Raw genomic sequence first — 15410 nt, 5'->3', positions numbered from 1 at the left:
CTACTTTTTAATGAGTGGGCTCTTTTTATTTTGTCGGTAAGTCGATATGAATTTCATGTACCGTACTAGAAATTGAAAATTATCTATGTAATTTCATGCATCGACACTGAAATCCAATACATTTTTACCCTAGAAGGTGACTTCACCATTTTTACATGTAATAATAGTAACGTTACATATATTGTGAAAGAAGTACAAAAGGAGCGTTACAATGAATTTAGCTAAATTCCCGAGAAAAAAATATACAGAATCATATACACCAATTGAAAGGCTAAACAATTTTTCTGAAGCACTTGGTGGTCCAACTATTTATTTTAAACGAGATGATTTACTTGGTTTAACAGCCGGTGGTAATAAGACGAGAAAGTTAGAATTTCTAGTTGCGGATGCACAGGAAAAGGGTGCAGATACGTTGATTACAGCTGGTGGTATTCAGTCAAATCATTGCCGCTTGACACTTGCTGCTGCGGTAAAAGAAAAGATGAAATGTATCCTTGTATTAGAGGAAGGGCTTGAGCCAGAAGAGAAGCGAGACTTTAACGGTAACTATTTCTTATATCACTTACTAGGTGCTGAAAACGTAATTGTTGTACCGAACGGAGCAGATCTTATGGAAGAGATGCAAAAAGTAGCGAAAGAAGTTAGTGAAAAAGGTAATACACCATATGTAATACCAGTTGGCGGATCAAATCCTACTGGCGCAATGGGATACGTTGCTTGTGCGCAAGAAATTATGGCGCAATCATTTGAGCAAGGAATTGATTTCAGTTCAGTCGTTTGCGTAAGTGGTAGCGCTGGTATGCACGCTGGTTTAATTACTGGTTTTTCTGGAACGCAAAGCCATATTCCTGTAATTGGAATTAACGTAAGTAGAGGAAAAGCTGAGCAAGAAGAGAAAGTAGCAAAACTTGTAGATGAAACTTCAGCACACGTTGGTATTCCAAACTTTATCCCGCGCGACGCTGTTACGTGCTTTGATGAATATGTAGGGCCAGGCTATGCGTTACCAACGCCGGAAATGGTAGAGGCAGTTCAGTTACTTGCGAAAACAGAAGGTATTTTACTTGATCCAGTGTATACAGGTAAGGCAGTAGCGGGATTAATCGACTTAATTAAAAAAGGTAAATTTAATAAGGAAGACAATATTTTATTCGTACATTCAGGTGGTTCACCAGCTTTATATGCGAATACGTCTCTATTTGCGTAAATGTAAAAAGCATTGGGTATCCAATGCTTTTTTGTTATATACTGGAATTGTCGGGAAGTAGGAGGATTATATGAACTCAAATTTAAAATGGATCATATATACGGTACTCGGCATTTCTATTCTATTAATCTTATTTGTAGCTTATGGGGTGTATTCTTATTTTACATTTTAAAAGCGTAATGGAAGTGAACTATTATATACACTAAAGGCGGAGAGCGCTATGCAAATGAGAAATTTGTATTTAGTCTTCAGCGTGATTTGTTTATTTGTAGTAACCAACTGTTCAAATAATATAGGAAATCATGATCAAACAATCGAAGTACAAAAACATGCTGGTGATAATCATTATGAGGATTTGAAGGTAATTACAGACAAGAATAAAGTATTGCAAGTAAAGAAAATATTAAATGATACTAACTTTGAAAATAAAAAGGTGGAAATGTCTCGTTCAGCTGATTATCAGTTTGTTTTTCAGTTTAAAAATCCGAAAATAGAGGCGAAAGCTGTGTTATATCAAATGTGGATTAATTCTAATAAGGATAAAGTAGAAATAATGGCGGGGGATAATCAGTACGCTCAATTAGCAGAGAAAGACGCAGCTGCTTTGTTTCAGATTATTACCGGAGAGAAATGAGCTGAATAAAAGTATATGGTACTCATTTTTTTCGTATTCATCAATGCAATGTATGTTGTAGTTTCATATGTTAATTACTTACAATACTTTCTAAAAGGAGAATACATAATGAGAGCAAAGAAACTAGTAACGTTAGCAGTTCCATTTATGCTGTTAGTCGGATGCGAGGTAGGAGATAAAGATTCTACTCATAAGACTGAGCAAACTAGTAAAGCAATAACGAAAACAGTAATTTCCGAAAAACAGTATCCGTACTACATATGTGAACAAGTGGTAGAGTTCCAATTTAAGAAGGATGAACTATTACTAAACTTAGGAGAATCCTTAAAGGATAAAGAAAAAGCAAAAGATGTATTAAAAACATCAAACGAGATAGATAAAATTTTAGACAATATGGAACACATAAAAGTACCTGATACATACAAAGACATTCACAAATCCATACAAGAAGGGGTAACAGAGGCAAGAAAAGCAACGAAGTTAATTAAGGATGCTGGTAAAGAAGATAAACAGCAGATTCAAGAAGCTACAATGAAAGGTTCTGAATTTTTATCAGGTGTAGACGGAGAGCATTGGAAAAAAGCAATTTATGAGTTATCACAGGAAAACAAAGATGCTTACAGTAAAGCACTTGATAAGAAAGTAAAGGAGCACTCAAAGTAAAACAGTAACTTGTAACAATGCATACCCACCTCAAATTTCCGCGAATGCCAGGAAGTTAGGTGGGAGATTACTTCCCTTACATGTGGCTGATTAAAGCTACAGCCACATTCTCCTGTTCTAATTAACTAAAAGAAGAATTTCCCCATCCCGATTAGGCTACTAATCATTCCTATTCCATTCATGGTGCCTTTTCCTGCTGTAAGTAAGTTTCCAAGCATTCCTAGCTGACCGTTACCTCCGTTATTTCCCCATCCCATGGGACTTACCTGTCCACCCCATCCTGGAGGGTTTCCAAAAACACCCCATTTATTGGTACTAAAATTAAAAGGGTTGGCTGGCGGCGATAGTAAAGCGGCAAGATGCCCTTGTGCAAACATCCCCGTATGATTGAAAGGTTGAGCCCAGGGGAAGGGGGGATTTTGAAAATTGAAACCTGCATGGCCTGGTAATGGAGCCCAATTAGCAGAATGTCCTTGGGGCATCATCCCTACATAATTGATTGGCTGACCCCAAGAGAAGGGAGGGGGTTGGGGGTTGAAACCCGTATAATTGGTTGATGAATCCCAACCAACTGGATAGACCCGATAACTCCGATTCCCAGGAATCTTCAAACCATTCATTCCCTCAGCTTTAGTTATTTGGGGCTGTGAATATAATGATGCCATTGAAATTTGGTTATTATATTGTTCCTCGTTTTCCATTGAATTCAAATACCAATATTGGTACATATGTTTATTCCCCTCACTTTAAAAATGTAATGTTAGACTTAGCCTATGTAATATTCCTTTTTATGAATGGTTACATAACTAGATCTACAAGCCCGTATTTAAAGGAATGGGTGCGTGGTCTTTTTGATTTATCCCGCTATTTGGGGGCTGCCTATAAAAGCCCTACTGATTAAAATTTCACTTTATTTTAGAATGGTATTTTCAATTGCTTCTTTTGTTTATTTCAGCCTAATTTAATTTCCGTTAACAAACGTAATTATAAAGGTTTAATCAATAAAAAATTTTTTAAAATGTTATGTTGAGCAAGTGGAATTGCTAAAAAGAGAATATCTATTCGAAGAGTTTGGCAAAATACTGCAAGGGTAATGTATTCCTATGCAAATATGTAAACGATTTAAACGAATCAATGAAATTTATAATGAAGGGGCAATTAAATATATGGGTGAAACATTACATAAAAGAAAACCACCATATTTAATGCTTGTAATCCTTTTTATTGGGGCATTTGTTTCATTTCTAAATAACTCGCTTTTAAATGTAGCTTTGCCATCAATAATGAAAGATTTAGACATTAAAGATTATTCAACGATCCAGTGGCTTTCTACAGGGTATATGCTTGTAAGTGGTATATTAATTCCGGCATCAGCATTTTTAATAACGCGTTTCTCAAATAGGAGCTTATTTGTTACATCTATGGTGATTTTTATTTTTGGTACTGCCTTAGCGGCTGTAGCGCCGAATTTTGGTTTATTACTTACTGGTCGGATGGTTCAAGCAGCAGGTTCTTCAGTCATGGGGCCTTTGTTAATGAATATTATGCTAGTAAGCTTTCCAAGAGAAAAAAGAGGAACAGCAATGGGGATCTTTGGATTAGTTATGATTACAGCTCCAGCAATTGGACCGACACTATCAGGTTATATTGTAGAGTATTATGACTGGCGTTTGCTTTTTGAAATGATTTTACCGTTAGCAATCATTAGTTTACTGTTAGGGATTTGGAAATCGGAGAATGTCATGAGACAAAATAAAAATGCAAAACTTGATTATCTCTCATTACTATTATCTTCTGTCGGTTTTGGTGGTTTGTTATATGGATTCAGTTCTGCAAGCTCTGATGGTTGGACAAATAAAATTGTCTTAACAACCTTAATCATAGGCGCTATTTCCCTAATTGCTTTCATTATCCGTCAATTAAAAATGGATGAGCCGTTATTGGATTTACGTGTTTACAAGTACCCAATGTTTGCACTTGCGTCTGTAATTGCAATTGTCAACGCGGTGGCCATGTTTTCGGGTATGATTTTAACACCAGCTTATGTACAAAACGTCCGTGGTATTTCACCGCTGAGCTCTGGGCTGATGATGCTTCCAGGTGCGGTAATAATGGGGGTTATGTCACCAATTACAGGTAAACTATTTGATAAATATGGCCCTCGGATTCTTGGCATAGTAGGACTTTCCATTACTGCTGTTTCAACTTATATGCTGGCAAACCTGCAAATTGACTCTAGTCACACACATATTATTCTTATTTACACACTGCGGATGTTTGGGATGGCGATGGTGATGATGCCACTTATGACAAATGGTCTTAATCAATTGCCAACTCGCCTAAACCCGCACGGTACAGCTGTTAATAATACAGCTCAACAAGTGTCCGGTTCGATTGGTACTGCGATTCTTGTTACGATTATGAATTCTGTAACAAAAACAAAAGCTGAAAGTCTAATGTCTGATATAGATCCAACAACCTTCACAGAAACTACGAAGGCAATAGTAACTCAGAAGGCTTTATTATCTGGAATTCAATATTCATTCTATGTAGCGCTTGGCATGAATGTTGTTGCACTACTATTAGTTTTTTTCGTTAAACGTGTAGATACAAGCGCGGAAGCTGTCGAGAAGTTAAATCGGTAGAGAAGAATAAAACTCTAGATAATGATTCCTACAAGTTTTTTTGCTGATTAGTTAGACAATGAAGAAATGCAATTTTTTGCTGTTAAGTCGCCGGTATTTAAAGCTGGAAAAGAACTAAAAGAAGCAGGGAAATAATTATATAGTCAAAGAGGACCTGATGTTCATATCAGGTCCTCTTTCATTAGTAACACCGTATACTTGCTTATCGTATTGGTTTAACTAAACTATTTACTAATACTACAATCTTAAGCTCGTCAACTTCTTTATTTTGGGGTGTTTTAGAAGAAAATTAATCAAAATAATCGTTTTATAAACAAATACAAGAAATGAAATCCGTTTGCAATTTCTCATAAACATTATAATTTTAGATTATTTTTTAACACCAACATTAAAAGGCTCCAATTATATTAATTCGCTTCATTCTAATTTAGTATTTTTCTACAAGTTATAAATCTAATTGCCAAGCTTATACTCAATATCATAATCATGAATAATTAGGGAAAAGATAAAATGAGGTAATTAATTACATATCTGTATCCCAGGCGATTAATGGCTATTTTCTCTTTATTAAATGGGGTATTTTATTTCATGCTTTTTTGAAAGGGTGTTTTTAATGGAAAAAAAAGTATCTACCATTCCTCAGCCGAAAACATATGGACCGCTGGGTAATCTCCCATTAATCGATAAAGATAAACCGACTTTATCGTTTATTAAGCTAGCTGAAGAGTATGGTCCCATTTTTCAAATTCAAACTTTAAGTGATACCGTCATTGTTGTTTCTGGACATGAACTGGTAGCAGAAGTCTGTGACGAAACACGGTTCGATAAAAGTATAGAGGGCGCTCTAGCAAAGGTTCGTGCCTTTGCTGGAGACGGATTATTTACAAGCGAGACTCACGAGCCTAACTGGAAAAAAGCTCATAATATTTTGATGCCTACATTCAGCCAACGGGCAATGAAAGATTACCATGCCATGATGGTCGATATTGCCGTACAACTCGTTCAAAAATGGGCGCGACTTAATCCGAATGAAAACGTGGATGTTCCGGAGGATATGACCCGCCTTACATTGGATACAATTGGCCTATGTGGTTTTAATTACAGATTTAATAGCTTTTATCGTGAGACTTCCCATCCTTTTATCACTAGCATGAGCCGTGCTCTAGATGAGGCGATGCACCAATTGCAGCGGCTAGATATAGAAGACAAACTCATGTGGAGAACGAAACGTCAATTTCAGCATGATATTCAATCCATGTTTTCTTTAGTAGATAATATTATTGCTGAACGTAAAAGTAATGGAAATCAGGAAGAAAATGATTTACTTTCCCGTATGTTAAATGTAGAGGATCCGGAAACTGTTGAAAAATTAGATGATGAAAACATTCGTTTCCAAATCATCACTTTTTTAATAGCTGGGCATGAGACAACAAGCGGATTGTTATCTTTTGCAATCTATTTTTTATTAAAGAATCCGGATAAATTGAAAAAAGCATATGAAGAAGTAGATCAGGTATTGACCGATCCTACTCCAACATACCAACAAGTTATGAAACTTAAGTATATCCGGATGATTTTAAATGAATCGCTACGCCTATGGCCTACCGCTCCAGCATTCAGTCTCTATGCAAAAGAAGATACAGTGATTGGTGGAAAATACCCAATTAAGAAAGGAGAAGATCGTATTTCTGTTCTTATTCCACAGCTACATAGGGATACAGATGCATGGGGAGACAATGTGGAAGAATTCCAACCTGAACGATTTGAAGATTTAGATAAGGTTCCTCATCATGCTTATAAGCCATTTGGAAATGGTCAACGAGCATGTATCGGTATGCAGTTTGCACTTCATGAAGCCACTCTCGTAATGGGCATGCTTCTTCAACATTTTGAATTAATCGATTATCAAGACTATCAGCTGGACGTAAAACAAACATTAACGCTAAAGCCCGGTGATTTTAAGATTAGGATTCTACCCCGAAATCAAAATATCAGCCATCCTACTGTTCTTGCACCTATAGAGGAAAAGCTGAAAAATCATGAAATCGAACAGCAAGTTCAGAAGACTCCTTCTATTATTGGGGCCGATAATCTTTCGCTTCTTGTTCTGTATGGCTCGGATACAGGGGTAGCAGAAGGTATTGCAAGAGAACTAGCAGATACAGCTAGTTTAGAAGGGGTTCAAACGGAAGTGGTAGCTCTTAACGATCGAATTGGAAGTTTGCCAAAAGAAGGAGCGGTTCTTATTGTAACTTCTTCTTATAATGGAAAACCTCCAAGTAATGCAGGGCAGTTTGTGCAGTGGTTGGAGGAACTAAAACCGGATGAGCTAAAAGGTGTTCAATACGCAGTTTTTGGTTGCGGAGATCATAATTGGGCTAGTACCTATCAGCGGATTCCAAGATACATTGATGAGCAGATGGCTCAAAAAGGAGCAACAAGATTTTCTACACGTGGAGAAGCGGATGCAAGTGGTGATTTCGAGGAACAGCTCGAGCAATGGAAACAAAGTATGTGGTCTGATGCGATGAAGGCATTTGGATTGGAACTCAACAAAAATATGGAAAAAGAGCGTAGTACTTTGAGTCTGCAATTTGTCAGTCGTCTTGGAGGATCTCCTCTGGCACGAATATATGAAGCAGTTTATGCATCTATACTAGAAAATCGTGAACTCCAATCATCCAGCAGTGATAGAAGTACGCGACATATCGAGGTATCCTTGCCAGAAGGAGCTACGTATCAAGAAGGAGACCACCTTGGAGTGCTGCCAATTAATAGCCAGAAAAATGTTAACCGAATTTTAAAACGATTTGGATTAAACGGAAAAGATCAAGTCATACTGAGTGCAAGTGGACGAAGTGTAAATCACATACCTTTAGACAGTCCTGTTAGTTTATTTGACCTTCTTAGTTATAGTGTCGAAGTTCAAGAAGCTGCCACTCGAGCACAAATACGAGAAATGGTGACATTCACAGCATGCCCGCCGCATAAAAAGGAATTGGAATCATTAGTAGAAGAAGGAGTTTACCATGAACAAATATTAAAGAAGCGTATTTCAATGTTGGATCTTCTTGAAAAGTATGAGGCTTGTGAAATCCGATTTGAACGCTTTTTAGAACTTCTTCCTGCGCTCAAACCGCGTTACTATTCTATTTCAAGCTCTCCACTTGTTGTACAGAATCGTCTGAGTATTACGGTCGGTGTTGTTAATGCGCCTGCATGGAGTGGGAAAGGGACATATGAAGGAGTCGCTTCTAATTATTTAGCTCAGCGTCATAATAAAGATGAGATTATCTGTTTCATTCGAACACCACAATCAAACTTTCAATTGCCTGAAAATCCAGAAACACCAATTATCATGGTTGGGCCAGGTACTGGAATTGCACCATTCCGTGGATTCTTACAAGCGCGTCGTGTTCAAAAGCAAAAAGGTATTAACTTAGGACAAGCGCACTTATATTTTGGGTGTCGTCATCCTGAAAAGGATTATCTCTATCGGACAGAATTAGAAAATGATGAAAGAGATGGATTAATTTCTTTACACACAGCTTTTTCTCGCTTAGAAGGATATCCCAAAACATATGTACAGCATTTAATAAAACAAGATAGAATTAATTTAATTTCGTTATTAGATAATGGAGCTCATCTTTATATATGTGGTGATGGAAGTAAAATGGCTCCAGATGTAGAAGATACCCTTTGTCAAGCATATCAAGAAATTCATGAAGTCAGTGAACAAGAAGCAAGAAATTGGTTGGATCGTTTGCAAGGTGAAGGGCGATATGGAAAAGATGTTTGGACTGGTATCTGAATTTTTCTCAATTAGTAAAGTAATATTTAACTAATGAACTTCTTTCGAATAAGTGTTAATTTAAAAAATAAACTGATGTATCCCGCTATTTGCCGGACAGTAAGACCCCACCTCAAAATTCAGCGGAAGCAAAGAAGTTAGGAGGCGGATGAACAAAACCCCTACTGATTAAAGTTTCACTTTATAAAAATCCCGTATTTTTATTGAATGCGGGATTTTCTTATTTTTAAATAAGCTGGACTGATACTGTAGAAAAAGAAAAAATCTCATATGAAACCAAAGCTATATAATCTTAGCTTGAAGGGCATGGTGTTAACCAATTTCTTGACGTGATTTGAAATTTAGAATATAAACCTTTACTCATTGGCTGAACAGTTTTTAGCATAGTGTCAAATTGCGGGGGAATTTATCAAATTAGGTATACCTTCTATAACGTATGGGATGAATTTTGCGTTAGAAAAATAATAGGTAAACAATTTGACAATTAAAATGTCCTCCTTTAATATACATGTCATAGCATGTACTTAGTGGAACAAACAAATTTATCGTGAATGATTGGCTCGTATGCTATATCCATTTTATAACTTAATTTATAGAGGTGATACATGAACTTACATGATTTACTAGGCTACCTTGTCCATCGTACTGATGTAAAAATGTCCAATTATTTTACGAAGAGATTAAAGCCTTATGGAGTTACGCCAGAGCAGTGGGGGATTATTAGTGTTCTTAGCAGCCAAAGGGGCACTACTCAAAAAGAGTTAGCAGAAGCTATTGATAAAGATCAAACTACTGTCGTAAGAATGATACAGTCAATGGAGAGAAAAGGGATTGTAAAGAAGGCTTTGAATGACCAAGATAGGCGTTCACATAACCTTTTTTTAACTGAAAAAGGTGACGAGTTAAAAAAAACAATCTTACCTGTGGTTCAAGACGCTCACAATTTCGTTACGAGTAATTTGAGTGAGGAAGAGATCGAACAATTAAAAACATTATTAAACAAATTATATGGTACACGCTATTAATACTTGTTCCTTATTGATGCTTATGCTATTTATAAGGAACAAGGTTTGCTAGATGTATTATACATGCTATAACATGTATTTTGGTTTGTTTCGAGGGAGGATAGGAATATCTTTATTTTGTATGATATGTGATTCAGGGTCATTTTTTTACCTAGTACCAGTCAAATTTTTGTATTGTATATGCTATAGCATATAGATTTATTCGTTTCGTATTGAAAAGGGTAATGGTCACTACCTGAACAATACTGAGATTTTCAACAAATAAATAAGAAAGATGTGATTACTATTTTAATTTTAATTAATATTATAAAAGCTGTGTTATTTGTGTTCTTTTTAATGACAGGAACGAAAATTATATCCGGGAAAATGGCAGATGAATTTAAACGATTTGGTTTACCTTCGTTTTTTAATTTTTTAACTGGAGCTTTTGAGATTGTAGGAGCAATTGGAATGTTAATAGGCATTTGGATCCCAGTAGCAGCTTTATTGGCAGGATTCTTATTGGGCGGTACGATGCTTGCAGCGGTACTTACTCTCATTGTATTAGCAAGAGATCCTCTTAAGAAAGCAATACCTGCGCTTGTCTTGTTTGTCCTCAGTTTAGGGGTAAGCTTATATCATATATTTTAAACATAACTAAAAAACATTACACTCTATGTGTTCAAGTTGATATCATTTTGTAATTATTTTATAAATAAGGGGTGTGAAAACATATGAATGGATTAGTATTATTTAATGTCTTAGCGTTTCTTTCTATATTAATGACAGGTATTGTTGCTGGAACTGTTTTTGCATACTCTAATTCAGTCATGCCTGGTCTTCGTAATTCGGAGGACCGTAATTTTGTTCTTTCGGTTAGACACTTTACTTCATCGGTGGCGAATCCGATTTTTCTCATCATTTCAAACGGTGCTCTTATAGCACAAATCGGTTTTGTTGTATTATCCGTTTACTTACAGCAATTTGATAAAGTGGTTTTAGGAGCAATAGCATTAATCAGTTATGTCGCCACTCTACTAATCACTTTCACAGGAAACCTTCCGATGAATAAAGCAATCATCTCAGCTGAACTACCTGTAAGAGATTCTGGCTGGGCTGAACTTAGAGTCCAATTTGAATCACGTTGGACGTTGCTGAATCACGCGCGTACCTTAACTTGTATTTTGAGTGTGTCAGCATTATTAGTAGCGTTTCTCATTCATTAGTAGTATTCATGTATTTAAAAATAATTAACAGGACTTGATATTCATATATCAGGTCCTGTTTCATTGTGCAGCGTATGTTCCGGTTTTGATTCCTTGAACAACTAAACTTCCTAATGCATCTCCCATTTCTTTTGAACCATCTCCAAACATCCATGCATTTGGAACACTCATGTTTAACTCATGTTCTTTATCGTACATATGCCATTATTCTTCTAGCTTATTAACTGACATTAGTCATTCACCTTATTATTATTATTTAAATGTTTTGAATTTAATGAACAACCTATTGTCTGTCAATATTTTAGAAGAACATGTAATATTGTAGTTTTTATACAGGTGAAATCAAATCAAATTGGGAAATATATGTACATATTTTTTGGGAAATGGGGATTTCTCCCTGTCACCCTTTTGCTTTTTTGAATTTACTGTAGAGGAGATTTGAAATAAGGGGTGAATGTTTTGGATCGATGTAAAGAGTTTCATTTTCCTTGTGCTTTTCCACCTTTTACTCCGGGGGTTACAGGACCAACTGGAGCTACAGGACCAACTGGAGCTACAGGACTAACTGGATCAACAGGATCTACTGGGGCTACGGGATTAACAGGACCAACAGGACCAACTGGAGCTACGGGATCAACAGGATCAACTGGAGCTACAGGGCCGACGCTCCCTTTAGTAGTAATGACGGCTATTAAATCGGGAGCTCAATCTACTACAGGGGTTATCACTTCATGGACAGAACAAGTAGATACTGCAACTAGTTTTAACTCTGTTACGGGAGTTTATACGATTCCTACAACAGGTTACTACAATATTGAAGCGACTTTTAGGGTTATAGTAGATCCAGAGGGCACAGTAGGGTGGATTGGGAGTATATTAGTTAATGGATTAGATGTAGCTTCTGGTTTTCAGTTCTTAGAACCAAACACGGTTACTGCAAATGATACAACATTAACACTGGCTAAAGTGGAAAGTTTGAATGTGGGTGATCAAGTACAATTAAATATTAATCTAGATTCAAGCCCGACTGGGATGCTTCAAGGAGGAGTGGATACAACATTCAGTATTTTTAGGATAACGTAATTATTTATCTCAGTTGGTTCATTTCCTGGCGAAGTAGGAGTCAATCCAAATCTGAATTAATAGAGGTACTGCAACATTGCTATCAAGCTAAGAAAAGTAATTACCCCAAAACGAAAATTTTATCTTTTATTGGAGTTCACAAAAATTAGAGTCTTTTATAGCAATGAAGTTTATTTTTCTTTGTTTAACTAGCCGGTAGTTTAGTTTACTCCTATACTGTCGTGTATTATTTACGGTTTATAAATAGGTGTACTTCTAATCTAGTAATAATTTAGGTATATAAAAAGACACTATATATAGTGTCTTTTTATACGTTGACCTATTCTGAAAGAAAATGTAGTGATTTAATAATAGTTTGTTGGATGCTTCTTGGTTGATATTAGTATACCGATTATCATCGGTGATTTTAAATGTAATTATACATATATACGATTTTTGATATATAGTAGTTGAGTCATGTTTTTTCTTTTTATATGTCGTGCATAATTTAGATTTTATAATGTCTTTCCATAAATCCTCCTTCATTGAAGTAAAAGGAATATCTATACTAGAAAATAAAAAAGGAATATTTTAATAATATAGCCAGATTTTATAGTAAAATAGGTCTCATGATATGAATGTACAATTTAGATATGAGATCAACGGACTATATGCTTTTAGAACTGAGAAAGACCTTGAAACAAATAAGTTATATATTTTAAGACAGTAATGTTCCAAGCAGTATAGATGGGAACGTCAAGAACTTAAATGATTTAAGGTTCACACTATATAAAAGTTGAAGTATAAGACTAAGGAAAGAGGGCTTTGCAGTGTGCTGCATATTCAAGAATTAATTTTACGTAGGGAGTGCTTATATGAAAAGCATGAAAAATGTGATATTACTAGTAGTATGTTTCCTATTTTTAAGTGGTTGTAATCAAGTTGGTGAAGATGAGGTACAAAAATATATAAAAGAAAAACACGGAATCGATGTTGTTGTAACACATATGAGCCCTTTAAATGAAAATAATATGGGACATGCATACCATACTGTGCAAGCAAAGAACAATAAAAATATTCAATTTCGAGTAGAGGTAGATGGTCTCTTCTATTCATCCATAAACAGTGATGAATACAAATATGGAAAAAAAACATATGAGGCATATCAGAAATTCCAACCTACTCTAGAAGAAATCAAAAAGTTAGGGTACGTGGAAACTAAAACTGATAACGCTCTTCAATATTTGTCAGAGGATAGAAGATCAGATGAAGGAAAACCAACTAATGAATTATTATTAACTTTGCAAATGAGTAACGAGATTGACTTTAGCCAATTTGAATCAGTAGAATTAGATCGTTTATATACTCTATTTCAGCTTATCCAGAAAAATAATAAAAATATAACAGAACTTGAAATTAAGGATTATAATGGCAAATCTTTAGGTGGACCTTTTAAAAATGTGCAAAAAATGATAACAAAAGAAGAGCTGTTACTAACAATGAAAAAAACGATGGGCAATGCCATAGACATTTATTTGGAAAATTGGATTAAAAATCATACAAAAATAGAAGAGAGATTAATTGCAATTCAAAGCAATCGTTTTGAATTGGAAGGTATTACTTATTCAAATTTGAAAGATGGGGATGTTCGAGGATATAAGGTGAATTTAATTATTAATACCGGTAGTAATGAATTTGAAAATAATCCCCTTGTAATTAAAGATTTAATCAAGGTAACCACAATCCTTAAAGAAGAACTATATAATAAAAAATTTCAGATATATTTACAAACTAAGAATGGAACAAGATATACACCTTGGTTATCATCAGAAGAAATTAAAAAAGCTATTAACATCGAAGAACTTGTAAAAGAGCGATATCCTGAGAATTAAGTGTAAAGTCCTTTTCATATTTGTTATTTGATGTGAAAGCACAATATTTCGAAGTATCATCCATGCCCATCAACTTAAGAGTTTTATAACAATCCAGGTTAAAAATTCCATGTGTTTTTGAAAGAAAACAGCTTATATTTTTGTTTTGGGGTATTTGCTTTTTATAGTTTGATGGTGATGTGGTGCTATCTCTATATGTTATTATTAATTGCACTAGGAGCATAGGAACGTTATAATAATCCCTAATTACATATAAAGAGGTGCAAAAAATGAATAAAACAGAATTAACAAAAGTAGTTGCGGATAAAGCAGAACTTACACAAAAGGATGCTGCTACAGCGACACAAGCTGTATTAGACGCTATAACAACAGCCCTTGTAAATGAAGAGAAAGTACAGATTCTTGGATTCGGTACATTTGAAGTACGTGAAAGATCTGCACGAACAGGTCGTAATCCGCAGACAGGTGAAGAAATGCAAATTGCTGCTTCAAAGGCACCTGCATTTAAAGCTGGAAAAGAATTGAAAGAGGCAGTGAAATAAGGGTACTAAGAGAAAAAAGGATCTGATATTCATATCGGATCCTTTTTATTTGTAACACAGCAATTTCTAATTTAAAGTGTAAAAGGACAATAAAGCTTATGAGAAAAGAGAGTATACTTTGGTATTGTGTAATAAAAATAAGGCCCACATAGGGAAATAGGTGGGCTTTTTTATTGGGTATTACTATCTCATTGTACAAAAGGGAATTTGCGTTAAAATAATAGCATATTTTTATAGTTCTTATATTGAGAAATAAAGAAAAGACGCCCTAAGGCGTCCACGCAATTGGGTAGATAAGATTTTAGTTTTCCAATCTAAAGAAGTTTTGTATCAGCTCTTTGAGAGTATATCATGATATCTGGATGATATATCATGCATTATTACATACGCCTGAAAACCCCTCTATTTTTTATTTGATAAAGTATATTAATAATATTTAAATAAATATTTCTGATAATTCAAAATATTTACAAATTCGCGAAAGCGATACATTTAAGGTGTAAGTTATAAAAATATTTAAGGGGGAATTTTTATGTTCAAAAAATTAGTAGTAGGAGCATTAGCAACTGGTATTGTATAAATAACAGGAGGAATCGGGGCAGCTTCAGCTGATACGAAAAAAGATGTGAGCTCTCCGAAGCAAACAACATGCTCAATTCCTTATGAGTATTCTAATGGTAAATTCAAAAGAACTCTTTATTACCCAAATGGAGTATATGCTAAT

General features: G+C 35.1%; 12 protein-coding genes and 2 pseudogenes. 12 read left to right on the top strand and 2 right to left on the bottom strand.

Annotated features, from left to right (window positions below; translation table 11 throughout):
- Positions 1-211 precede the first annotated feature (211 nt).
- The 3 genes from COK05_RS25175 (at position 212) to COK05_RS25160 (ending at position 2504) form a co-directional block, all read left to right on the top strand.
- Positions 212-1207 carry a D-cysteine desulfhydrase gene (locus COK05_RS25175; protein ID WP_098614723.1) on the top strand — a complete coding sequence of 332 codons (996 nt, stop codon included), beginning with the start codon at positions 212-214 and terminating at the stop codon, positions 1205-1207.
- Positions 1208-1427: 220 nt separating this feature from the next.
- Complete coding sequence (locus tag COK05_RS25165; RefSeq protein WP_098614722.1) at positions 1428-1841, top strand: hypothetical protein; 414 nt, start codon at positions 1428-1430, stop codon at positions 1839-1841.
- 108 nt (positions 1842-1949) lie between these two features.
- Complete coding sequence (locus COK05_RS25160) at positions 1950-2504, top strand: hypothetical protein (protein WP_098614721.1); 555 nt, start codon at positions 1950-1952, stop codon at positions 2502-2504.
- Positions 2505-2629: 125 nt separating this feature from the next.
- Here the strand turns inward: COK05_RS25160 and COK05_RS25155 are convergent, their stop codons facing one another.
- Positions 2630-3232 carry a hypothetical protein gene (locus COK05_RS25155; protein ID WP_098614720.1) on the bottom strand — a complete coding sequence of 201 codons (603 nt, stop codon included), beginning with the start codon at positions 3230-3232 and terminating at the stop codon, positions 2630-2632.
- Positions 3233-3670: 438 nt separating this feature from the next.
- Between COK05_RS25155 and COK05_RS25150 the strand changes: the two genes are divergently transcribed.
- The 5 genes from COK05_RS25150 to COK05_RS25130 all read left to right on the top strand — a co-directional run bounded on the left by COK05_RS25150 (position 3671) and on the right by COK05_RS25130 (position 11190).
- Positions 3671-5149, top strand: a complete 1479-nt coding sequence (locus tag COK05_RS25150; protein ID WP_098614719.1) for a DHA2 family efflux MFS transporter permease subunit — start codon at positions 3671-3673, stop codon at positions 5147-5149.
- Between the two features lie 613 nt (positions 5150-5762).
- Positions 5763-8960 carry a bifunctional P-450/NADPH--P450 reductase gene (gene cypD, locus COK05_RS25145; protein ID WP_098614718.1) on the top strand — a complete coding sequence of 1066 codons (3198 nt, stop codon included), beginning with the start codon at positions 5763-5765 and terminating at the stop codon, positions 8958-8960.
- A 605-nt stretch (positions 8961-9565) separates the two neighbouring features.
- Positions 9566-9985, top strand: a complete 420-nt coding sequence (locus COK05_RS25140) for a MarR family winged helix-turn-helix transcriptional regulator (RefSeq protein ID WP_098614717.1) — start codon at positions 9566-9568, stop codon at positions 9983-9985.
- Positions 9986-10264: 279 nt separating this feature from the next.
- A complete protein-coding gene (locus COK05_RS25135; RefSeq protein WP_098614747.1) occupies positions 10265-10615 on the top strand; it encodes a DoxX family protein in 351 nt (116 codons plus the stop codon).
- Between the two features lie 83 nt (positions 10616-10698).
- A complete protein-coding gene (locus COK05_RS25130; RefSeq protein WP_098614716.1) occupies positions 10699-11190 on the top strand; it encodes an anthrone oxygenase family protein in 492 nt (163 codons plus the stop codon).
- Positions 11191-11256: 66 nt separating this feature from the next.
- Here the strand turns inward: COK05_RS25130 and COK05_RS25125 are convergent.
- A pseudogene (locus COK05_RS25125) lies at positions 11257-11388 on the bottom strand (ASCH domain-containing protein); the annotation flags it as partial.
- Positions 11389-11640: 252 nt separating this feature from the next.
- On the opposite strand from COK05_RS25125, the gene COK05_RS32010 reads away from it, so the two are divergent.
- The 4 genes and pseudogenes from COK05_RS32010 to COK05_RS32230 form a co-directional block, all read left to right on the top strand.
- Entirely contained in the window at positions 11641-12273 is a 633-nt protein-coding gene (locus COK05_RS32010; protein WP_098614715.1) for a complement C1q domain-containing protein, read from the top strand.
- Positions 12274-13127: 854 nt separating this feature from the next.
- Positions 13128-14144 (top strand): hypothetical protein, encoded by a 1017-nt coding sequence (locus COK05_RS25115; RefSeq protein WP_098614714.1) that lies wholly within the window; start codon positions 13128-13130, stop codon positions 14142-14144.
- Between the two features lie 269 nt (positions 14145-14413).
- On the top strand, positions 14414-14686 hold the full coding sequence (locus tag COK05_RS25110) for an HU family DNA-binding protein (RefSeq protein ID WP_098614713.1): 273 nt from the start codon (positions 14414-14416) through the stop codon (positions 14684-14686).
- Positions 14687-15266: 580 nt separating this feature from the next.
- Positions 15267-15410: pseudogene (locus tag COK05_RS32230) on the top strand (LCI fold-containing protein); the annotation flags it as partial.

This window comes from Bacillus cereus, from assembly GCF_002567495.1.
Lineage (GTDB): Bacteria > Bacillota > Bacilli > Bacillales > Bacillaceae_G > Bacillus_A > Bacillus_A cereus_AQ.
This window is presented reverse-complemented; position numbering and strand designations above follow the sequence as displayed.